This is a genomic window from Andreprevotia lacus DSM 23236 (assembly GCF_900176275.1).
Classification (GTDB): domain Bacteria; phylum Pseudomonadota; class Gammaproteobacteria; order Burkholderiales; family Chitinibacteraceae; genus Andreprevotia; species Andreprevotia lacus.
The window spans coordinates 49,663-70,128 of sequence record NZ_FWXD01000007.1 but is presented as its reverse complement, the minus strand read 5'-3'; the positions used below and the strand labels follow the sequence as shown (position 1 = coordinate 70,128).

General features: G+C 62.2%; 17 protein-coding genes. 9 read left to right on the top strand and 8 right to left on the bottom strand.

Going from position 1 to position 20,466, the window contains the following annotated elements; all coding sequences use genetic code 11:
* The first annotated feature begins 48 nt into the window (after positions 1 to 48).
* The 3 genes from imuA to B9A19_RS07360 are packed head-to-tail and all read left to right on the top strand — an operon-like array spanning position 49 to position 5,251.
* Entirely contained in the window at positions 49 to 759 is a 711-nt protein-coding gene (gene imuA / locus B9A19_RS07370) for a translesion DNA synthesis-associated protein ImuA (RefSeq protein WP_084090141.1), read from the top strand.
* Positions 689 to 2,122, top strand: a complete 1,434-nt coding sequence (locus B9A19_RS07365) for a Y-family DNA polymerase (protein ID WP_084090140.1) — start codon at positions 689 to 691, stop codon at positions 2,120 to 2,122. Before imuA ends, B9A19_RS07365 begins: the two co-directional genes overlap by 71 nt.
* A 3-nt stretch (positions 2,123 to 2,125) precedes the next feature.
* Positions 2,126 to 5,251 (top strand): error-prone DNA polymerase, encoded by a 3,126-nt coding sequence (locus tag B9A19_RS07360; RefSeq protein WP_084090139.1) that lies wholly within the window; start codon positions 2,126 to 2,128, stop codon positions 5,249 to 5,251.
* A gap of 7 nt (positions 5,252 to 5,258) precedes the next feature.
* Here the strand turns inward: B9A19_RS07360 and B9A19_RS07355 are convergent, their stop codons facing one another.
* Positions 5,259 to 5,645, bottom strand: a complete 387-nt coding sequence (locus B9A19_RS07355) for a DUF488 domain-containing protein (RefSeq protein WP_084090138.1) — start codon at positions 5,643 to 5,645, stop codon at positions 5,259 to 5,261.
* The gene (locus B9A19_RS07350) at positions 5,645 to 6,259 is read right to left on the bottom strand and encodes an HAD family hydrolase (RefSeq protein WP_084090137.1); all 615 of its coding nucleotides are present in this window, start codon (positions 6,257 to 6,259) and stop codon (positions 5,645 to 5,647) included. The genes B9A19_RS07355 and B9A19_RS07350 overlap by 1 nt, the downstream gene beginning before the upstream one ends.
* Before the next feature lie 225 nt (positions 6,260 to 6,484).
* Here B9A19_RS07350 and B9A19_RS07345 point away from each other — a divergent pair, with 225 nt between their 5' ends.
* The 6 genes from B9A19_RS07345 to B9A19_RS07315 all read left to right on the top strand — a co-directional run bounded on the left by B9A19_RS07345 (position 6,485) and on the right by B9A19_RS07315 (position 14,908).
* On the top strand, positions 6,485 to 7,039 hold the full coding sequence (locus B9A19_RS07345; protein ID WP_139798709.1) for a sigma-70 family RNA polymerase sigma factor: 555 nt from the start codon (positions 6,485 to 6,487) through the stop codon (positions 7,037 to 7,039).
* Complete coding sequence (locus B9A19_RS07340; RefSeq protein ID WP_084090135.1) at positions 7,036 to 8,046, top strand: hypothetical protein; 1,011 nt, start codon at positions 7,036 to 7,038, stop codon at positions 8,044 to 8,046. Before B9A19_RS07345 ends, B9A19_RS07340 begins: the two co-directional genes overlap by 4 nt.
* Positions 8,047 to 8,156: 110 nt before the next feature.
* Entirely contained in the window at positions 8,157 to 11,099 is a 2,943-nt protein-coding gene (locus B9A19_RS07335; RefSeq protein ID WP_084090134.1) for a DUF2135 domain-containing protein, read from the top strand.
* A 207-nt stretch (positions 11,100 to 11,306) separates the two neighbouring features.
* Positions 11,307 to 11,726, top strand: a complete 420-nt coding sequence (locus B9A19_RS07325; RefSeq protein ID WP_139798708.1) for a hypothetical protein — start codon at positions 11,307 to 11,309, stop codon at positions 11,724 to 11,726.
* 138 nt (positions 11,727 to 11,864) lie between these two features.
* The gene (locus B9A19_RS23265; RefSeq protein ID WP_084090131.1) at positions 11,865 to 14,120 is read left to right on the top strand and encodes a DUF3369 domain-containing protein; all 2,256 of its coding nucleotides are present in this window, start codon (positions 11,865 to 11,867) and stop codon (positions 14,118 to 14,120) included.
* Positions 14,121 to 14,176: 56 nt separating this feature from the next.
* Complete coding sequence (locus tag B9A19_RS07315; RefSeq protein ID WP_176216831.1) at positions 14,177 to 14,908, top strand: GntR family transcriptional regulator; 732 nt, start codon at positions 14,177 to 14,179, stop codon at positions 14,906 to 14,908.
* Between the two features lie 158 nt (positions 14,909 to 15,066).
* Here the strand turns inward: B9A19_RS07315 and B9A19_RS07310 are convergent, their stop codons facing one another.
* The 6 genes from B9A19_RS07310 to B9A19_RS07285 all read right to left on the bottom strand — a co-directional run bounded on the left by B9A19_RS07310 (position 15,067) and on the right by B9A19_RS07285 (position 20,461).
* Positions 15,067 to 15,603 (bottom strand): response regulator, encoded by a 537-nt coding sequence (locus B9A19_RS07310; RefSeq protein ID WP_084090129.1) that lies wholly within the window; start codon positions 15,601 to 15,603, stop codon positions 15,067 to 15,069.
* Between the two features lies 1 nt (position 15,604).
* Positions 15,605 to 16,933, bottom strand: a complete 1,329-nt coding sequence (gene nosR / locus B9A19_RS07305) for a response regulator c-di-GMP phosphodiesterase, NosR family (protein ID WP_084090128.1) — start codon at positions 16,931 to 16,933, stop codon at positions 15,605 to 15,607.
* Positions 16,930 to 19,053 (bottom strand): PAS domain-containing sensor histidine kinase, encoded by a 2,124-nt coding sequence (locus B9A19_RS07300; protein WP_176216830.1) that lies wholly within the window; start codon positions 19,051 to 19,053, stop codon positions 16,930 to 16,932. Before B9A19_RS07300 ends, nosR begins: the two co-directional genes overlap by 4 nt.
* An 8-nt stretch (positions 19,054 to 19,061) precedes the next feature.
* Complete coding sequence (locus B9A19_RS07295; RefSeq protein WP_084090126.1) at positions 19,062 to 19,802, bottom strand: response regulator; 741 nt, start codon at positions 19,800 to 19,802, stop codon at positions 19,062 to 19,064.
* A gap of 114 nt (positions 19,803 to 19,916) precedes the next feature.
* Positions 19,917 to 20,129 carry a hypothetical protein gene (locus B9A19_RS07290; RefSeq protein ID WP_084090125.1) on the bottom strand — a complete coding sequence of 71 codons (213 nt, stop codon included), beginning with the start codon at positions 20,127 to 20,129 and terminating at the stop codon, positions 19,917 to 19,919.
* Positions 20,126 to 20,461 (bottom strand): YbjQ family protein, encoded by a 336-nt coding sequence (locus tag B9A19_RS07285; protein WP_084090124.1) that lies wholly within the window; start codon positions 20,459 to 20,461, stop codon positions 20,126 to 20,128. The genes B9A19_RS07290 and B9A19_RS07285 overlap by 4 nt, the downstream gene beginning before the upstream one ends.
* Between the last annotated feature and the right edge of the window lie 5 nt (positions 20,462 to 20,466).

Below are 20,466 nucleotides of genomic sequence, written 5' to 3'. Positions count from 1 at the left end.
AACAATCGTTCTATATCATCACAGGGTGATCCCCAGTACTGGCCACCCATGTTGCCCGATGCCGTTACCGATCTGCAGAGCGTATTGCGCCACCCCGCCATCTGGCGCGGTGGTGCGTTGGTGCGTGCCGACGGCCAGGGCTTGCCTAGCGGCTATCCGGCGCTGGATGCTGCCTTGCCCGGTGGCGGCTGGCCGCAGGGCGGCATGACCGAGCTGGTGCTGGCGCAGCCGGGCAGCGGTGAGCTCAGCCTGCTGCAACCGGCGCTGCGGCAGCTGAGCGCGCGCCGGCATGTATTGCTGATTGCCCCGCCGCAGATTCCCTATGCGCCGGCCTGGCTGGCCGCTGGGGTGGTCTTGACCCGGCTGGTGTGGGTGCGCCCACGCAGCCGTGATGAAGCCCTGTGGGCGATGGAGCAGGGCCTGCGCGATCCGGCCTGCGGCGGCGTGCTGGGCTGGCTGGCTGGCGCCATCGACGACCGGGCCTGCCGGCGTTTGCAACTGGCCGCGCAGACCGGCAGCGCCTGCGGTTTTCTGCTACGGCAGGCCCGCTCTGCCGCGCAAGTCAGCTCGCCTCTGGCGCTGCGGCTGGCCGTCAGCCCGGCGCCCGACGGCATCGACGTGCGCATTCTGAAACGGCGCGGGCCGCCGCTGCCCCATGCCATCCGTCTAACCCCTTTGCAGGCCGACCATGCTCTGGCTCGCACTGTACCTGCCCGATCTGCCGCTGGCCGTCTGCCCGCCCGCCGCCACGCCGCCTAGGCCGGTGCTGGTGGTGGAATCCACCGGGCGCTTCGATCAGGTGGTGCATGCCGATGCGCTGGCGTCGTCGCTGGGCTTGCGTGCCGGCCTCAAGCTGTCAGCCGCGCTGGCACTGGCCAATCAGCTCACCGTACACCGCCGCCAGCCGGCGGCAGAGGCCGCGCTGCTGGCCAGCCTGGCCGCATGGGCGCAGCAATTCACCCCCACCGTGGCGCTGGCGCCGCCTGCCACCTTGTTGCTGGAGGTTGGCGGTTGCCTGCGTTATTTCGGCGGGCTGTCATCGTTACTGGAGCAGGTGAGGGCGGGACTGGCTGAATTGGGTCATGCTGTGCGCATGGGCTGCGCGCCCACGCCGCTGGCGGCGCAATGGGCCGCCTGGCTGGGCCTGCCGCCGGTGATGACGGCAGGGGATTTACCCGCCGTGCTGGCCGCCATGTCGATCCGCGTATTGCAGCCCGACCGCAAGCAGGCCGACGGTCTGTCGCAACTGGGCATCAATACCCTGGCGCAGTTGCAGCGCCTGCCGCGTGGCGGGCTGAACAAGCGTTTTGGCCCGGCGCTGCTGCTGCAGCTGGATCGGGCGCTGGGCAAGGTGGCCGATCCGCGCGAGCCCTTTGTGGCGCCTGACCGGTTCGAGCGCTGCATCGATCTGGATTACCCCTTCGAGCAGCTCGATGTATTCCTGTTACTGGCCGACCGTCTGCTGGCCGAGCTGGCAGCCTTTTTGTCCGGGCGCGGGCTGGGCGTGCAAGCGGTGCTGCTGCGCTGCAAGCACGAAGGCTTGCCGGCCAGCGTGTTGCCGGTGGGTTTTGGCGTGCCGCTGCGGCGCGCGGCCGAGATGCAGGCGGTGCTGGCCGAACGTGCTGCGCGCTTCAGCCTGCCGGCGCCGGTACTGGCCGTCACCCTGCTGGCCGATGTCTTGCACCCGCTCGACGGTCAACCGCTGTCGTTGTTCGGGCCGGGCGGCGATGCCGACGGAGGCGATGCCTCGCTGCTGCTGGCCCGGCTGGCTGCCCGGCTGGGCGATGACGCGGTGTGCGGTCTCGTCGCCGTGGATGAGCACAGGCCGGAGCTGGCGTGGCAGGCCGTCCAACCGGGGGCGGCCGGCACCGCACAGGCACGGGGCGAGCGCCCCGGCTGGTTGCTGCCCCAGCCACTGCCGCTGTCGATACGCGATGAGCAACCGTGGTATGGCGAGGCATTGGCCTGCATCGGCCAGCCCGAGCGCATCGAGTCGGGCTGGTGGGATGGCGAGGCAGTGGTGCGCGATTACTTTCAGGCTCGTGGTGCCAGCGGCCGCCGTTACTGGATTTACCGTGACCGGGTCAGCCACGGCTGGTATCTGCACGGCATGTTCGGGTGAGGCATGGACGGCATAGCCATCTCCGCCCAGGCAGCGTTACCCACGCCGGTCGTGCCGCCCGATTATGCCGAGCTGCATTGCCTGAGCAATTTCTCGTTCCAGCGTGGTGCATCGCATGCCGAGGAGCTGGTTGAGCGCGCGCACCAATTGGGCTACCGCGCGTTAGCGATCACCGATGAATGCTCGCTCGCCGGCATGGTGCGTGCGCACCGGGCGGCCAAGGAGCTGGGGTTGCATCTGATTGTTGGCGCGGAGTTCACGCTGGATGACGGCTTGAGGCTCGTGCTGCTGGCGCCGGAGCGGCAAGCCTATGGCGATCTGGCCGAGCTGATCACGCGCGGTCGGCGCAATGCCGACAAGGGCAGCTACCGGCTGGGCCGCAGCGATGTGGCCGATTTTGCCGGGCAATTGCTGGCGATCTGGCTGCCGCCCGATCAACCCGACGTGGCCGATGGTCTGTGGCTGGCCCGCCACTTCGCTGGCCGTTGTTGGATTGCTGCCGAACTGCTGCTGGGGCCGGATGATGCCGGCCGGCTGCGCCAGTTGCAGTGGCTGGCGGGCGAGTGCGGGTTGCCGCTGCTGGCCGCTGGCGATGTGCATATGCATCAGCGTGACCGCCAGCCGCTGCAGGATGTACTGACCGCCGTGCGCCTGGGCAAGCCGGTGGCGCAATGCGGCACGGCGCTGTTTGGCAACAGCGAGCGTCATTTGCGCACGCGCCAGCGCCTGGCCACGCTGTACCCGATCGAACTGCTGGCCGAAACCGTGCGCGTGGCCGAGCGCTGCACCTTCTCGCTGGATGAGCTGCGCTACGAATACCCGGATGAGTTCGTGCCGCCACAGCTCACGCCGATTGCCTACCTGAGCCAGCTCACCGAAGCCGGCCTGCGCGAACGCTACCCCGATGGCACGCCGCCCAAGGTGCGCGAGCAAGTGGACAAGGAGCTGGCGCTGATTGCCGAAAAGGGTTACGAGGCCTACTTCCTCACTGTTGAGGATATTGTGCGCTACGCCCGCAGCCAAGGCATTCTGTGCCAGGGGCGTGGTTCGGCCGCCAATTCGGCGGTCTGCTATGCACTGGGCATTACTGCCGTTGACCCGGCCATCAGCAATTTGCTGTTCGAGCGCTTTGTTTCCAGCGAGCGTGATGAGCCGCCCGATATCGACGTCGATTTCGAGCACGACCGGCGCGAAGAAGTCATCCAGTACGTCTACCGCAAGTACGGCCGTGACCGTGCCGCGCTGGCCGCTACCGTCATTACCTACCGCACCAAGTCGGCATTGCGTGATGTGGGGCGGGCACTCGGGCTGTCGGAGGACCAGCTTGACCGGCTGACCCGCTCGCTGGCGTGGTGGGATAACAAGGACGAACTGGCGCAGCGCATGCTGGAGGCCGGGCTGGAGCCGGACAGCCGGCCGGTGCGGCAACTGCTGTCGCTGGTTGGCACCTTGCGGCGTTTTCCGCGTCATCTGTCGCAGCATGTGGGCGGATTGGTAATCTCGCGCGGGTCGCTGCAGCGGCTGGTGCCGATCGAGAATGCCGCCATGGCCGAGCGCACGGTGATCGAGTGGGACAAGGACGATCTCGATACCGTCGGCCTGCTCAAGGTCGATGTGCTGGCGCTGGGCATGCTGTCGGCGCTGCGCCGCACCATGGCACTGGTCTCGGCCCTGCGCCAGCGACCGCTGACCCTGCATACCGTGCCAAGCGAAGACCCGGCTGTGTACGAGATGCTCAGCCGTGCCGACAGCGTGGGCGTGTTCCAGGTGGAGTCTCGCGCACAGATGAGCATGCTGCCGCGCCTCAAGCCGCGTTGCTTCTACGATCTGGTGATCGAAGTTGCCATCGTGCGCCCCGGCCCGATCCAGGGCGGCATGGTGCACCCGTATCTGCGCCGCAAGCAGGGGCTGGAGCCGGTTGAGTACCCGCACGACGATGTGCGCGCCGTGCTGGAGCGCACGCTGGGGGTGCCGCTGTTTCAGGAACAGGTGATGCAACTGGCCGTGGTGGCAGGGGGCTTCACCGCTGGCGAGGCCGACCAGCTGCGGCGCTCGATGGCCGCATGGCGGCGCACCGGTCGCATCGACATTTATCGCGACAAACTCATCAGCGGCATGCTGGAACGAAAATACCCGCTCGAATTCGCTGAACGCATTTTCAAGCAGATCGAAGGCTTTGCCGAATATGGCTTCCCCGAATCGCACGCGGCCAGTTTTGCCAAGCTGGTGTATGTATCGGCCTGGCTCAAGCGGCACGAGCCGGCGGCCTTTTTGTGCGGGCTGCTCAATTCGCTGCCCATGGGGTTTTATTCCGCCTCGCAACTGATCCAGGACGCGCGTCGCCACGGCATCGAGGTGCGGCCGGTGGATGTGCAATGCAGCGAGTGGGATTGCACGCTGGAAGACAACGGCCAGCCGCAGCCGGCGGTGCGGCTGGGCTTCAATCTGGTCAAGGGCATGGCCGAGGCGGCCGGGCGGCAAATTGCCCGGCAGCGGCCTGCCACGGGCTATGCCAGCGTGGCGCAGTTGCAGCAGTTGGCGCAGCTGGACCCGCGCATGCTTACTGCGCTGACCGAGGCCGACGCACTGGCCACGCTGGCCGGCCACCGCCGCCAGGCGTGGTGGCGGGTCAGCGGGCTGGATACGCAGGCCGATCTGGCCCGTGCCGCAGCACCGGCAGAGGTCGATCAACCGGCACTGCCGCCAGTCACGCTGGGCCAGGACGTCGTATTCGACTACCGCGCGCTGGGGCTGAGCTTGCGTGCGCATCCGCTCAGCCTGTTGCGCACGCAACTGGCTGCCGAGCGCTTGCTCACCGCTGCCGACATCGCACGCGCCCCCAATGGCCGCATCGTGCGCGTGGCCGGCCTGGTCGTCGGCCGCCAGCGCCCCGGCACCGCTACTGGTGTGGTGTTTGTCACGCTGGAAGATGAAACCGGCAACACCAATGTGATCGTCTGGAATGATCTGGTTGAACGCCAGCGGCGCGAACTGCTAGGGTCGCAGCTACTGGCGGTTTACGGCATCGTGCAGCGCGAGGGCAGGGTGGTGAACGTGCTGGCCAAGCGGCTGGTGGACAAGACGGCGCTGCTGGGCGAGCTGCAGGTGCGCAGCCGGGATTTTCATTAAGCTTGTTTCAGATCACTGTTGCGCCGCGCTCCAGCAGCAAGGCACGCAGCACCGAGCGGTGGCAATGCGCCTCATCCTCGCAATAGCAGCCGACCGAGAAATTGCTCTGCTGCGACAGCGCAGCCAGCAAATCCAGCGTGCGGGCGCGTGCAGGGTCGGCCATTTCGCCGCGATAGCTTTTGACGAAGCGCGCCCAGTCGGCCGGTGTCTGTGCGGTCTGACCCTGCTTCATGGTCTCGGCGCTGGGTGCCAGCTCGGGGTACCACACGTCATACCAGTTCTGCGCGGCGAATTCGGCCTTGGGTACGCCGCGTGGTGGCCGGCGCACGGTACCGATGCGCAGGCCTTCGTCGCTGGCGCGCGCGCTGCCGAGACGGACGATGCGGATGGGCATTAACGGTGCTCCAGAAGGTGATTGCCGCAAGACTTGGCAAAAGACGCAGTGAACTGAGAAGGCGTTTCACGCAATGAACGCCAGCGCCGTTTCTCCACCTTGCGCACATTGGTGACGTCTTTCAGGGTAAGCAGGTAATCCATCATATGTAACAGCTCGCGATCGGCTTCATCGCCTGTCCACTCAGGAATGCGGATCAGGTTGCCGTAATGGCGGCAGAGTTTTTGCGGCGTGTCGTCAATGACCAGGATGCGTTCAAGCGGGAAGCCAAACTTGCGTACTTTACGTAAGTCCTTGATGAAATAATCCTCGCGAAACTCAGGGTCATAAGCGCGTACGCAACGGTTGCGGGCATACACGAACAGCAATTGATCCGGCACCGGAAACAACGCGGTCACGACTTCCGCTGCATACGGGGCGGTGGATGAGGTCCAGATTGCAACGGTGAAATGGCGCTGGCAGAAGGCCAGGAAATCGGCCACGCCAGGACGGCGGTAGACGTGGTAACTGGCCACACGAAAGTCGCAAGGGCGATCCAGTGCTGCATGGCTGGCATGAATCAGTGTTTCGTCGAGATCAAGGATGAGCAATTGCTGCTGTGGGGCTGTTTCCATGGCAAGGGTTCCACTGGAGCCGGGCAGGCCGTCTTGCAAACTGTGCCACAGCTTCACCCCGTCGGCACTATTGCTGCGTTACATACCATGGAGCCGCACTAGTGTGTACTGGCGACCATGACGGAGCGCTGTTTGTACCCGCAACATGACGCATTGCCGGAGCAAAGCCCCGCAAAGCCCGCTAGACTGCGCGGCATGCATGCCGAGCTTTCCGATGAATCCTTGATGCAGCGTTACCAACATGGTGATGTGGCTGCATTTGGCGAGTTGTATCGCCGGCACAGTCACGGCCTGTATCGCTTCATCGCGTGGCAGTCGCCACGTGCCGACTGGGTGGATGAGGTGGCGCAGGATAGCTGGGCCAGCTTGCACAAGGCGGCAGAGCGTTACGAGGTGCAGGCCAGCTTTCGCACCTATCTGTACCAGATCGCCCGCAACCGGCTGATTGACCTGCTGCGCCAGCACCAGTCGCTCTTGGCCAGCGAGCTGGGCGGTGCCGAAGACAGCCCGCATGCCGCGCTGGAGCGCTTGGGCGAGGCCAGTGCCGATACGCCGGAAACCGCGCTGGCTGAAAAGCAGCGCGCGGCGCAGCTGCAGGCGGCCATTGGCACCTTGCCGGCCGAGCAGCGCGAGGCGCTGGTGCTGCAGCAGTTCAGCGGCATGTCGCTGGAGGAGATTGCCGTGTTGACCGGTGCGGCGCAGGAAACCGTCAAAAGCCGCTTGCGCTATGCCATGCAGAAACTGCGCGCAGCGCTGACGTATGAGGGGGAGCAGGCATGAGCCAGCCCGGTGACGACGACCGCGACTTCGCCGCTTTTTTGGCCGGTGATGACGAATTGAGCGCCATGCTGCAGCAGTTGCCGCAGCCTGCGCCGTCGGCTGCGCTCGATCAGGCCATACTCGCCCAGGCTGCTGCCGCGGTGGCCGGCAAGGCGGCCAACGACAACGCTGCGGTGCAGGCTGCCAATGACGAGCAGGCTGGCGGTGTGCAACCCTACCGCCGTTCACGCTGGGCTGCGCCACTGGGTGTGGCGGCATCGCTGCTGCTGACGGTGGGTGTGGCATGGCACTGGATGGGGGGCAAGCCCGAAGCGCCGGTCATTCTGGCGCAAGAGCCGGTGGCCGAAGCGCAAGCACCGGTGCCGGCTGCCGCGCCAGCAGCACCGGCCGCAGCAGATGCGCTCAAGGAGAGCGCTACCGGCGGCAATGCGGCAGCCCCACAACCGGTGCGCAAACAGCAAGAGGCCGCACGGCAAGCACCGCAGCTCGCCCGGGCACCAGCGCCTAAAACCGGGCCCGAATCCTCGGGTGGCCATGATGTGGCACGCAAGGTGCAGCAGGCCGAAGCCGACAAGCATGACAAAACCGAGGTCGCTGCTGCCGCAGTTGAACCGCCCGTGCAGCTGGCGGCGCCTGTCGCCCCGGCGGCAGAGCAGCAAGCGGTTGGCGAACTGAAGGCGCGCCGGGATGCTGCGCCAGCGCCCGTGCTGGCCGACCGCGCCGCAGCTGGCGCCAATAGCATCCATACCGAACCGGCCAAAGCGGCTGCCGCACCGCCCGCCGAAGCACGATTGCGCGCGCTGAGCACTACGGCCAAGCCCGCAGCCAGACAGGCATCAGCCGCCGAGGTGCCGACGGCTGAGGAATGGCTGAAGCAGATCGATGCCTTGCTGCACGACAATCAGCCGCAAAAGGCGCGTGAGGAGTGGCAGCGCTTCAAGCAGCACTACCCGGATTACCCGGTGGACGAGGCGCAGCGCAAGCGGCTGGATGCGTTGCCGCAATAGCTGTGCGTAGCGCAGGTGGGGCGTGATGCGCCCCACATTTTTTCGCCCAGCCTGACCCTGTTGCCACTGCTGCCCCGTTGCATGAGCACGCACCCAACGCAGGAGCTGTCATGCAAACCCGTTCCCTTACCCTGATTGTCTTGTGCTGGCTGTTCGCCAGCCTGTCAGCACTGGCGGCCACGCCGGCCCGTCGTGTCGTCATGCCCGAGCCGCCGCCACAGCAACTCATCCTGCGCCCCAGCAGCCCGGCCACGCCGCTGTTGCTGGAGTCGGCCGCCGTCAAGGTGGACGTCGTCGGCACGCAGGCCACCACCACGCTCAATCTGGTGTTCTACAACCCCAACCCGCGCCAGCTGGAGGCCGAGCTGCAATTCCCGTTGCTGCCGCAGCAGCAGGTCAGTGGCTTTGCGCTCGATATCAATGGCGCGTTGCGCCCGGCAGTGCCGGTTGAAAAGGCCAAGGGCCGGCAGGTGTTCGAGGAGATCGAGCGCCGCCGCGTTGATCCAGCGCTGCTGGAGAAAACCGTCGGCAACCAGTTCCGCTTGCGTGTCTACCCGGTGCCGGCACTGGGCCGGCGCACGGTGCAGCTGACCATTGCCGAGGTGCTGAACACCAGCAACGGTCAGCTGCAATACCGCTTGCCGCTGGATGTGTTCAAGTCGGTGACCATCTTCCGCCTGCAGGCCAGCGTGGCCGGCAGGAAGGTGGCGCCGCAGGTGCTGGGCAGCCTGAGTACGATCAAGTTCAGCCGCAACGAGGCGGGCTACAACGCCGAGCTGGAGCAAAGCAACTTTGCCCCGCACGGTCAGTTGCAACTGGCCTGGCCGGCCGCCACGCAGCCGCAGGTGTACACCGGCGCCCATGATGGCGAGCGCTTCTTCATGGCCGAAGTACCGGTAAAGGCCACAAGCACGCCACGCAGCCTGCCGCGCGTGGTGGGCCTGCTGTGGGATAGCTCAGGTTCGGGGCAGGGTCGTGCCCAGGCCGCCGAGCTGGCGCTGCTGGATCGTTACTTCAAGGCCATGGGCAATGGTGAGGTAAGGCTGATCCGCCTGCGTGACCGGGCCGAAGCTGTCAAATCGTTCCGCATCAGCGGGGGCGATTGGGACGAACTGCGCCAGGCGCTCAAAACCACGCAATATGACGGTGCTACTGCGCTGGGCGGCTGGCAGCCGCAGGCTGACGTGGGCGAATACCTGTTGTTTTCCGACGGCATTGCCAACTATGGCAGCGAGCGCTTCCCGCAACTGGCGGCCAATCAGCGCCTGTATGCGGTCAACAGCAGCAACGGCGCCGATACTGTGCGCCTGCAGGCACTGGCTGGCGGCGCGCGCGGCCGCTTGATCCAGTTGTTCGATCAGGCCGGTGTGGCGCAGGCAAGCCGGCAATTGCTGGATGATGCGCCGCATATCGTCGCACTGAGTGCCGACAATGCCACGCAGCTGGTGGCGCAATCGCCGTATGCCGAGGGCGGTGTGCTGCGCGTGGCCGGCGTGCTGGCCGCACAGGACGACGTGTTGCGCATCCGGCTGGAGCAGGGCGGCCAGCGTAACGAGATCAAGCTGCCCATACACGCAGCACGCAACGACAGCAGCATTGCCGCGCAGGCATGGGCGCAATACCGCATTGCCGCGCTGGAGGCCGAGCCGGAGCTGTATCGCGGCGAGTTGCGCCGGCTGGGCCAGCGCTTTGCCATCCCCAGCGCCGAAACCTCGCTGATCGTGCTGGAAACCATGGACGACTACGTGCGCTATGACATCCAGCCGCCCGCCAGCGAGCGTGCGCTGTTCCAGCAACGCAAGGCCGAGCAGGCCGGCTGGTTGCGCCAGCAGCAACACCAGCATCTGGATGCGGTGGTGCGTGAGTTCGAGCAGAAAGTCGCATGGTGGGAGAAAGACTATCCCAAGGGCACACCGCCCAAGCCCAAGCCGGTGCCGGCACCGGCTGCCTCGGCCGAGGGGGGCGCCAATCGCCAGGAAGCGCTGGGCATGGTTGCGGACAGGGCTGCACGCGCAGCCGCTGCACCGGCAGCACCCGCTCCGGCTGCCAAGGCCATGACTGCCCAGGCTGAAGCCCGCCGCGATGCCAAGGAGAGCGACGCTGCAGTAGCACCCAGCATCGGCATTGCCATCAAGCGCTGGACGTCCGACGCGCCGTATATGACCCGCCTGCGCGCTGCCCGCCCGGAAACGCTGTACGCGCAATATCTGGACGAAAAGCCCGGCTATGCCAACAGCAGCGGTTTCTATCTTGATGTGGCCGATCTGTTGTTCGAGCGTGGCCAGCGTGATCTGGCGCTGCGCGTGCTGTCCAATCTGGCGGAAATGCAACTGGAGAACCGCCACGTACTGCGCGTGCTGGCCTATCGGCTGAGCCAGGCCAAGGCGCCGGAGCTGGCGGTGCCGATTCTGGAGCAGGTGCAGTCCATGGCCGAGGAAGAACCGCAATCGTTCCGCGATCTGGGTCTCGCTTATGCCGCGGTCGGGCGCGAGCAGGATGCAATTGACCAGCTCAACGAGGTGGTGCTGCGCAACTGGGACGGGCGTTTTGCCGAGATCGAACTGGTGGCGCTGGCCGAGCTGAATGCCATCGTGGCTACCAGCAAGCAAAAGCTGGACACCAGCCGGGTTGACCCGCGCCTGCTGAAGAACCTGCCGCTGGACCTGCGCGTGGTGCTGAGCTGGGATGCCGACAACAGCGATATGGACCTGTGGGTGACCGACCCGAACGGCGAGCGTTGCTACTACGGCCACCGCTTTACCTATCAGGGTGGCCGGCTGTCGCGTGACTTTACCGGGGGCTACGGGCCGGAGGAGTTCTCGCTGCGCCGTGCCAAGCCGGGCAAGTACAAGATCGAGGCCAACTACTACGGTGACCGCCAGCAGAGCGTGGCCGGTGCAACTACCATGCAGCTGAAACTGATCACCGGCTTTGGCAAGGCCGGCACGCAAGAGCAGCTGGTGATGTTGCGGCTGAAAGAGCGGCAGGAAACGGTGTTCGTGGGCGAGTTTGAAGTGCTGCCCAATGGCGACAGCAAGCCCGTAAAGAAGTGAGGCAAGGCCAGCCCTGAGGCTGGCCTATTCGCAAACGGCCCCGATCGGGGCCGTTTGCATTACTGCTCGGTCAGCACGGAGGAACTGGTGCCGCCCGACAGCTTGAGCCCCCCACTTGATCTGCTTGTTGGCAATCACCAGCAGCAAGGGGCTGCCGTAGTGCAGTACCGCGTTGCCACCGATCCACCAGGTGTTGGCCAGTGAATAGTGACCCTGCGCCAGAGAAACCGGTACATCAACGCAGCCAGCATTGGCTTGCAGCATCAGCGTGAGGCCGAGGAAGAACTTGAGTTCGGACGGGGCGCTTTTGTTGCCGCTATCCGGCGCGTATTCATGCAGCCCGCCGCCGGTGATGTTCTTGAGCTGGCTGGCAACGACCTCGCAACCCTTGCGGTCAGCGCCGATGGAAATCGCCCTCCCGTCGCCATCGCGGCCGATGGTGGGCGGCTGGGGATTGGCCTCTCCGCTGGTAATGACGAAGGAATTGGCAATGTAATTGACCGCTACGATGGTCGGGTTAGTGGCGGTGACTTCATTGCAGCAGACGGGCCTGAATTTTTCCTTTGTTGTGTAAATAAAATGTCAATATTTTTTAAGATTTATTGGTTGTTTATATCTAAATACTGACTTTATGTTTTCTTTGGTGTGGTGCCCTGTCTCGGGGGTGAGTTGCATGAATCGTCACCCGACCAGCGGCAGTCGGCGCGCGCAAAGCGGCGGGCTGTGCCATTGTGCAGACAGGCAGGACGTAAAATCGAGATCACCATGACTGCTTCCGACGAGCCGGACTGGCTACAGCCCGACTCCACGCCCCAGCCGGGCGAGAGCCACGGCATGCCGTGGAAAATCCTGATCGCCGACGATGAGCCAGATATTCATACCGTTACCCGGCTGGCGTTGGGGCGTCTCACTTTCAAGCAACGGCCGATCCGCTTGCTGAGTGCCTACTCGGCGGCCCAGGCTTTCGATGTACTCAGTAACGAGCCGGACGTTGCACTGATCTTTCTCGATGTGGTCATGGAAAGCGAAGATGCGGGATTGATCCTTGCGCAGCGGATCCGCACCGAATTGCGCAATCCGTTTGTACGTATCGTGCTGCGTACCGGTCAACCCGGGGTTGCCAAAGAGCAGCGGGTTATCGTTGAGTACGACATCAATGATTACAAGGAAAAAACTGAGCTCACCACGCAAAAGCTGATTACCGCCACAATCGCGTCGCTACGTGCATATGAAGCGATATGGCAGGTCGAGCGTGGCAGACAGGGCTTGTCATGCATTCTGCGCGATGCGGTCAACCTGCACCGTTATCGCTCGCGCAGGGAGTTGGCCGTCGGGGTACTTGATGAGATCAGCAGAGTGCTGGGTACCGATATTGATGGCGTCTGGTGTACGCGCGATATCCTGTGCAGCCCGGACATGCCGCTGCACGTGGATGCGGCAACCGGAGCCATGCTTGGCAGCGTTGAAACCGACATCGCACCTGCGACGCCTGCATTCGAGTTGCTGTGGGGGGCATTCTCGAGGCGCGGGCACCGCCTTGCAGGGCCAGACTACGTACTCTATCTGCATTCGAATGGGCAGCAGGAATGCGCTGTATATTTTACCGCGCATCGCCCATTGCTCGACGTGGAAATTGAACTGCTGGCCGTGCTGGCGACGCAAGTGACCGCCGCGCTCGACAATGCCTGGCTTTACACCAATCTGGTGCGCGAAAATTCCGAGCGCAAACAAGCCGAAGCCGCACTGCGCAAGCATGCCGAAGAGGTCTTTGATCTATACAACAATGCGCCCTGCGGCTACCACTCGCTTGATGCTGACGGATGCATTGTTGACATGAACCAGACCGAGCTGGGTTGGCTTGGATATCGAAGGAATGAGGTGGTGGATCGATTGGCGCTGGCCGACTTGCTTGACGAGGCGGATCGCCCCTGCCTGCTTGCCAACTTGCAACAGTTGCAGCAGGGGCAAAGCAGTGTGGAGGCCGAATACCGCTTTCATCGCAAGGATGGCAGCATTTTTCCGGTACAGGTCACCACCAGTGCCGTGCGCGGGGCGGATGGCACATTTCAGAAAACGCGCTCAACGGTGTATGACATCACCGAGCGTAAACGGATTGACGAGGAGCTGGACCGCTATCGCAATCATCTGGAAATCCTGGTCGAGCAACGCACCAGTGAATTGAAGCTGCGCACCCAAGAACTGGAGCACGCGCATAATCAGCTGCTTCAGTCAGAAAAAATGGCATCCATCGGTCAACTGGCTGCCGGTGTGGCCCACGAAATCAACAATCCCATCAGCTATGTGATTTCGAACATGGGCACACTGGCATCTTACATCGGCGACTTGTTGCGGCTGATCGGCGAATACGAAGCGATGGAGCCGGGGTTGGTCAGCCATCCGTCCTTGCAGCTATTGCGCGCTCAAATCGAACTGGATTACCTGCGTGAAGATGCGCCTGCCTTGCTGGGTGAATCAAATGAGGGCCTGCGGCGCGTGAAGAAGATCGTGCAGGACCTCAAGGAGTTTTCGCACGTGGGCGACACTGATTGGCAGCTGGCCGATTTGCACCACTGCCTCGACAGCACGCTCAATATCGCATCGCACGAACTCAAGTACAAGGCGACGGTCGTCAAGGAGTATGGAAATCTGCCCGAGGTCGAGTGCTTGCCGCTCGAACTGAATCAGGTCTTCATGAACATACTGGTCAATGCCGGGCAGGCAATCAGCGAGCAGGGCTGCATCAACATACGCACCATGTGCATGAATGGCGAGGCGAGGGTAGAAATTGCCGACAATGGCAGCGGCATGACGTCTGACGTGCTCAAGCGGATTTTCGATCCGTTTTTCACTACCAAATCGGTTGGTGTGGGTACCGGATTGGGGCTGTCCTTGTCTTATGGCATTGTGCAGAAACATCATGGGCGCATCGAAGTGAACAGTGCACCGGGCCAAGGCACCACGTTCACGGTCTGTTTGCCGTTGCGGCAAATTCACGGTAATCCGGACTCCGACTTACAATGAAGCAGAGGGGGCACGATGGCCGTTGGCCGTCGCCCTTTTTGACGGCGGAGAATGGCATGAACGGCAAGTTTGTTGCTTTGCATATCGAGCATCGCGAGGGCATCCCGGACTATCTGCTCCTCAAGCAGCGATTGTCATCAGCCATCATGGCCGGGTTCTGGCGGCCTGAAGAGGTGTTGCCGTCGGTTGAATTGCTGGCCGATTACAGCGGGGTTGATATTGACCAAGCCCGACTGGCCTTGGTCAGCCTGACTCGTGATGGGCAGGTTGCAAATCAAGATGGGGCGTACCGGATTACGCCCAAGATCGACCAGCCACTCGACAAGCTGACCAATTTGAGCACCATGCTCCGGCAGCGTGGGTTCGAGGCCGGTTCTCGCTGGCTGGCGCGGCGCATGGCGACACCGAACGATGAGGAAATCCTCTGGCTGGACGTACCGGTGACCAAGCAGGTCGCCAAACTTGACCGGTTGCGATTGGCTGGTACCGCAGTCGTGGCCCTTGAAATGACCTCATTGCCCGACTCCATCGTACCGGATCCGCAGTTGGTGGACGATTCACTGTATGAGTACCTGCGCACCAAGGATATTGCGGTGGCTACGGCGACCCAGCATATCGAGGCAATGGTGGTCAGCGACATGATGTCCAAGATCACCGGGTTCACGCCCGGCAGCCCGATCCTGCATCTGACCCGGGTTGGGTATGAGTTGCGTGGTCAGCCCATCGAGCTCACGCATTCATACTTTCGCAGTGACTATTATCGGCTCGTGGTCGAACTCAAGCGCTGAATCGGCCATCAGTGCTTGCCTGCTGACTGGTGGCGAGAGGCTGATCGGGCCTCAGCGTTGCTCAAAATCCTCACCCCACCACATGAACTCCGGTTTTTGCGCTGGGCTTTGCTCACCGGCTTAGCCACGAATGACGGCCGAGGAGGTATGGCAGGCGCTCAGAGCAGCACCGAGCCATCCGGGCCCCAGCGGACTTTGGTGATGCCGGGCATTTCAGCTTCCAGTCTGCGCAATTCATCTTCCTGGCGCGTGGACTGCTCGCGCATGGTGCGCAATTCATCAGCCATGCGCTGGTTCTCCAGCAGAAGGTGCTGATAACGCAGCGCCCCGGCTATGGTCGAGCGCAACTCGAAGTCATTCCAGGGCTTGGGCAAGAAACGATAAATTTCCACTTCGTTGATCGCTGCGATCAAACCCTGCAGGTCGGTCATGCCGGACAGGATGATGCGTATGCAGTCGGGCTGCAGATAGCGAAAATCGGTCAGGAAAGCCACACCGCTCATTTCGGGCATCCGGTAGTCGGACAGTACCAGATCGAAGTGTTCATGCTCACTGGCCTGCAGTGCTTCTTGTGGCGAGGTGAACAGGTGTATCTGATAGTCGGGCGCATCGCCAAAATCGTCACGGGCCAGCAGCACGCGGCGCAAGGCGGAGAGAATGTTGGGTTCGTCATCAACGAGGAGCAAGGTGGCCATCTCATTTCACCTGAATGAAGATTTTCAGCGCTGTGCCGTCCGTTTCTTCGAAATGCCGGATCTGCCCGATCAGCCGCTGATCCAGCATGTAATCTTTGGCCAGCAGCATTACACCGGCGGCGATCAGATCGCGTGCCAGCACCATACCCGCCTCCAGTTCGCGGCTGCGCACCTCGCGTTCGCGCGGGTTGACGACTTCGGCCGTGCCGACGATGGCCAGGAAGGCATCAAGCACATCGGGGTCATAGCGCTTGTTGCGGCCGGATTCGATGTTGTGGATCGCTTCGGTGCGCGACATGGGCTTACCGGTGATCATGCCGGCTTGCATGTTCTCGTAGTCGTTGGCCAGCCCCAGAATACGCGCGCCCATGGGTATCTGCATGCCTGCCAGCCGGTCGGGGAAGCCCAAACCGTCGAAGCGTTCGTGCTGGTTGCGGATCAGGCGGGCCGGGTTCTGCAGTTGCTCCAGCGCCATCAGCGCAGCTTGCCCCTTGATCGGGTATTTGCCATAGGTATTGCGCTCTTCCAGGGTCTGCTGTGCGAACGGCTTGCCCAACAGCGTGTCAGGCAAACCGATCTTGCCGATGCCGTGCAGCAACCCGGCAATGAAGATATCCTGCCTGTCGTTTTCGGGCAGTTCGAGTCGCGTGGCGATCTGCCGCGCCAGATCGGCGATGCCGCGCGACAAGCCGGCCAGCTTGCCGGCGCGCATTTCGATCAGCGATGAAAACACCCGGATCAGCGTGATGAAGGTCTTTTTCAGTTTGTCATGTGCGTTGGTGGCGTCCTGCATCGCCATTTCCAGTTCGGCGGTGCGCGCACGTACCTTGTCCTCCAGAGAGCTGTTCAGTCGCTTCAACTCGGCGTTCTGGCGCAGGACCACGCCATCCAGCCTGGCCTTTTCTCGTTCCAGCCGCTTCACTGACAATGCTTCGCGCACGACGGTCAGCACTTCGTCGTCCTCCCAGGGCTTGGCGATATAGCGGCTGATATTGGCCTGGTTGATGGCCTGTATTGTCGATTGCATGTCGGCATAGCCGGTGAGCAGGATGCGCACCACGTCGGGCCACCGTGCTCGTACCTCGGTGAGGAAATCGGCGCCACTCATGCCGGGCATGCGCATATCGGAAATCACCAGGTCGATATGTTCCTGCTCCAGTTGCTGCAAGGCCGCGGCCCCACCTTCGGCAACCAGCACGCGATAGCCCGCGCCGCGAAACAGCCGTCGCAAAGCAGCAAGGATATTGCTCTCATCATCAACACACAGCACGGTAAATGGCGCTGTGTCATCGTCGCCAGCCAGCAGGGCATCAAGGTCGAGATCGGTCACGTTGGGAACTCCGGCATAAGGTCGATGCGTTCCCCCGACCGGATCGGCTGCAGTATGGGCAGCCAGATATCAAACGTGGTGCCTTTGCCAGGTGTGCTGTTCACTGCTATCCGGCCGTGGTGCTTTTGCACGATGCCATAGGAGAGTGACAGTCCCAAGCCTGTGCCCTGACCCACTGGCTTGGTGGTGAAAAACGGGTCAAAAATGCGATTGAGCAATTCCGCCGGGATGCCCTTGCCAGTATCAATGAAGCTGATGCAAACCTGACCATCGTCGTGGCGGGTCCGTATGGTAATGCAGCCATGATGCTCGATGGCATGGCCGGCATTGACCAGCATGTTCAGAAAAACCTGGTTGAGTTGCGAGATCACGCATTCGACCTCGGGCAACGGGTCGTATTCCTTGATGATGCTGGCTTTGTATTTGAGCTCGTTGTTGACGATGTTGAGCGTGCTGTCGATTGCTGCATGGAGATCGGCCATGCCCCATTCCTGTGTGGAATCTACGCGAGAGAAATCCTTCAGATCCTGCACGATGCGCTTGACCCTCGAGATGCCTTCTTTCGATTCGCTCAGCAAGGCGTCGATGTCGGTGCGCATGAACTCGTAATCGATTGCCCGGCGTGCTTTTGCGATGCGATCATGCAGCGGCGCATGATCGAGGGCGGTTAGGCCGCGCTCGTATTCGTCAACCAGCCCGATCAGATCGGTCAGATACCGTTCAAGCGCGCCCAGGTTGGAGTTGACATAACCGATCGGGTTGTTGATCTCGTGCGCGATCCCGGCAGCCAGCTGGCCGATGGAGGCCATTTTTTCCGATTGCAGCAACTGGTGCTGCACATCACGTAGCTGCTCGTTGAGTGCCAGCAGTTCGGTGTTGCGCTTTTCGAGTGCAATCGCGTTCTGCTGTGCGTCGGTAACGTCACGTTCGGTGATGATGATCCCACGTTCCTCGCCTATCCAGGCGCTGGCGGTCAGGGCAAAGTGGCGTTCTCCCTGTCGTGAAGCTTCGCTGTACCGCATCTCGTGGCTGTTGATGGCTCCGGCCAGAATGTCCTGCAAACGATCTGCCAGCGCGTGATAGAGCGGATGACTCAGACTGCGCAGATAGTCTATGAAGTTGTCGCCGGCAACGGCGGCATGCAAGGTCTGGTCCACTGCGGCTTGTCCGGCAAAATTATCCCACGGCAGGTTCGTTTGCAGCAGCAGCCCCTTGCCGGACAGCAGCAATATTTCTTCAGTTAGCGAGGCCAGCATGCTTTGTACCAAGGCGTGCTGATGGCGTAGATCGGCCTCGACTTGCTCGCGTACATCAACGTCCATTGCAAGCACCGCATTCATGCGGCTCAATTCCTCTGTGCGGCGATGCACTTCGGATTCCAGCGATTCCTCACGCTGCTTGATGCTGGTAATGTCGGTGCTGATCTCGAAGTAGCTGCGTTCCCCTGTGCCTTTATTGGCCATGGGCACCAGCAGCGATTGCAGCCAGAAGTCGCTGCCGTCCTTGGCATGCCCGTGGAATTCGAAGCGGATGGCCTCAACAAAATGCAGTGTTTGCAGCCGCTGGTCAAAGTCGTTTGGCACAAAATCGAGCTGGTGACGCGAGCTACCCAGCAGTTCTTGTTGCGCATAGCCGGTAAGCCGGCAAAACGGTTCGCTGGCATACAGGTAGCGGCCATCGGCCCGCGTGATGGTGACCAGGGCATGCTGATGCAGTGCCTGACGCTGGGCGTCCATTTCCCGCATCAGCATTTCCAGTTGTTGAGAGAGCAACTGCTGATAGGTCGTGTCGGTGGCAATAATGGTCAGCCCTGTCAGCTGGTGCCGGGCATCAAAGTGAGGCATGCGATGCAGCCGCAGCGTTCGCTCCATCTGATCGTGGTTGATCAGGGTAATTTCCTCGCTGCTCGTACCATGGCTGATCGCACGCAGATCGCCGATTTCCAGCAAATCTGCCATGCGGCGCGGCAGCATGTCGCGATCAAGCCGGCCATGGCAATCGCCCTCGGTCAATCCCAGGAAGCGCTGCCACTCGGGATTGGCCCAGACATAACGAAGCGTGCCGTCCTTGTGCCATATGGCAAAGGGCAGCGCGCACAGCACATCCTCGGACAGTTGCATGCCTGACATCATCCGATGTCCATATCGTAGAGCAGCAGGTAGTACGCGAGTTCGGGCGGCTGAGGTGGCTGCAGCCAGTATTGTCCGAGTTGTGGATGATGGCCCTGTGTCGTCGCTGCCAGTCGCTGCCAGTCATTGACCAGCAGGCTACCTGGGGGCAGGTTGCCGGCGCGTGCATTGCTGGTCTCGACATGGCCCTGGGCATCAAGCTTGACAGCCGCCAGAGGCAGGTATTGCCAGCGTGCAATCAGTTCAGTGCGCTCGCGCAGCAGATCCGTACTGGCCTGATCGAAACGCTGAGTCATGATCTCGTTCAGCCGGGCCATTTCTTCGCCAGCCAACTGCAGTGCGGCATTCAGGCTGCGATTGGTCTCGTCCAGCTCGTAATGTTCAAAGGCAGCACGTACTTGTGCCCGCAGCTGATCATCCTCCCAAGGCTTGAACAGGAATTTCCAGGCGGCGCCCTCATTGATGGCATCGGCCAGTGATTGCACTTCACTGAAGCCGGACAGCATGATGCGTATCGAGTGTGGGCGGATCTGGCGCGCGTGGGCAAGAAACTCCGACCCGGTCATATAGGGCATGCGCTGGTCGGAAATCACCACGGCAATCGGCCAATCGCGTACCAGGTCCAGCCCCTGGGCACCGCTGTCGGCCGTATGTATGGTATAGCCATCACGGCGCAGCGCCCGTTTCAGCGCCGACAGTACGTTTGCCTCATCGTCGACAAGGAGCAAGTGCCGTTCCATGATTGAACTCGAACATTTCCGCTAGGTTCAATATAGATGCTGAGTAACCCGGGTGTTACCTTGTTGTTTTCTTTTTTTACTTTCTGTTTTCGGTAAGAGAGCAGGTTGCAATGCTCAGTTCAGCCGCTGTCCATCACGATTGGCCTGATCCTGCCGGTGTTCGCGCACGAAGTACCACACCAGCAACAGCACCGCGCTGAGCACGCCCAGCGTGATGATCAGCTTGGCAAACACCGCCGGTGCAAAAAGGGCAAACCACAGCTGCAGCAAACCCAGCGCGATGCCGCACAGCAAGCCCAGCAGGCCGAGCGTCAGGCAGGTTTTCATGCTTGCTCCGGCTTGACGGTGACGGCGGTGCCATAGCACAGCACCTCGGTTACGCCGGGCATGATTTCGGTTGCGTCATAGCGCATGCCCACAATGGCATTGGCGCCGTTGTTGCGGGCGTGCCGGCACATCAGCTCGTAGGCATCCAGCCGCGCCTGCTCACACAGATTGGCATAGATGGTGATGTTGCCGCCCAGCAGCGTTTGCAGCCCGCCGAAGAACGAGCCGACGATGGAACGCGAGCGTACGACGATGCCGCGCACCACACCCACGTTGGTAACGATACGGTAACCCGGCAACTCAAGCGCCGTGGTGATCATGCGTGCTTCCATATGCC

Bases quoted from the DNA above. Each gene is read 5' to 3' on its own strand.
- B9A19_RS07290 (WP_084090125.1), bottom strand. From the start codon at position 20,129: ATGAAAACCTGCCTGACGCTCGGCCTGCTGGGCTTGCTGTGCGGCATC.
- B9A19_RS07365 (WP_084090140.1), top strand. From the start codon at position 689: ATGCTCTGGCTCGCACTGTACCTGCCCGATCTGCCGCTGGCCGTCTGC.
- B9A19_RS07300 (WP_176216830.1), bottom strand. From the start codon at position 19,053: ATGCAACTGTCCGAGGATGTGCTGTGCGCGCTGCCCTTTGCCATATGG.
- B9A19_RS07295 (WP_084090126.1), bottom strand. From the start codon at position 19,802: ATGGAACGGCACTTGCTCCTTGTCGACGATGAGGCAAACGTACTGTCG.
- B9A19_RS07285 (WP_084090124.1), bottom strand. From the start codon at position 20,461: ATGGAAGCACGCATGATCACCACGGCGCTTGAGTTGCCGGGTTACCGT.
- B9A19_RS07340 (WP_084090135.1), top strand. From the start codon at position 7,036: ATGAGCCAGCCCGGTGACGACGACCGCGACTTCGCCGCTTTTTTGGCC.
- B9A19_RS23265 (WP_084090131.1), top strand. From the start codon at position 11,865: ATGACTGCTTCCGACGAGCCGGACTGGCTACAGCCCGACTCCACGCCC.
- imuA (WP_084090141.1), top strand. From the start codon at position 49: ATGTTGCCCGATGCCGTTACCGATCTGCAGAGCGTATTGCGCCACCCC.
- B9A19_RS07310 (WP_084090129.1), bottom strand. From the start codon at position 15,603: ATGGCCACCTTGCTCCTCGTTGATGACGAACCCAACATTCTCTCCGCC.
- B9A19_RS07360 (WP_084090139.1), top strand. From the start codon at position 2,126: ATGGACGGCATAGCCATCTCCGCCCAGGCAGCGTTACCCACGCCGGTC.
- B9A19_RS07335 (WP_084090134.1), top strand. From the start codon at position 8,157: ATGCAAACCCGTTCCCTTACCCTGATTGTCTTGTGCTGGCTGTTCGCC.
- B9A19_RS07315 (WP_176216831.1), top strand. From the start codon at position 14,177: ATGAACGGCAAGTTTGTTGCTTTGCATATCGAGCATCGCGAGGGCATC.
- B9A19_RS07355 (WP_084090138.1), bottom strand. From the start codon at position 5,645: ATGCCCATCCGCATCGTCCGTCTCGGCAGCGCGCGCGCCAGCGACGAA.
- B9A19_RS07350 (WP_084090137.1), bottom strand. From the start codon at position 6,259: ATGGAAACAGCCCCACAGCAGCAATTGCTCATCCTTGATCTCGACGAA.
- B9A19_RS07345 (WP_139798709.1), top strand. From the start codon at position 6,485: ATGCAGCGTTACCAACATGGTGATGTGGCTGCATTTGGCGAGTTGTAT.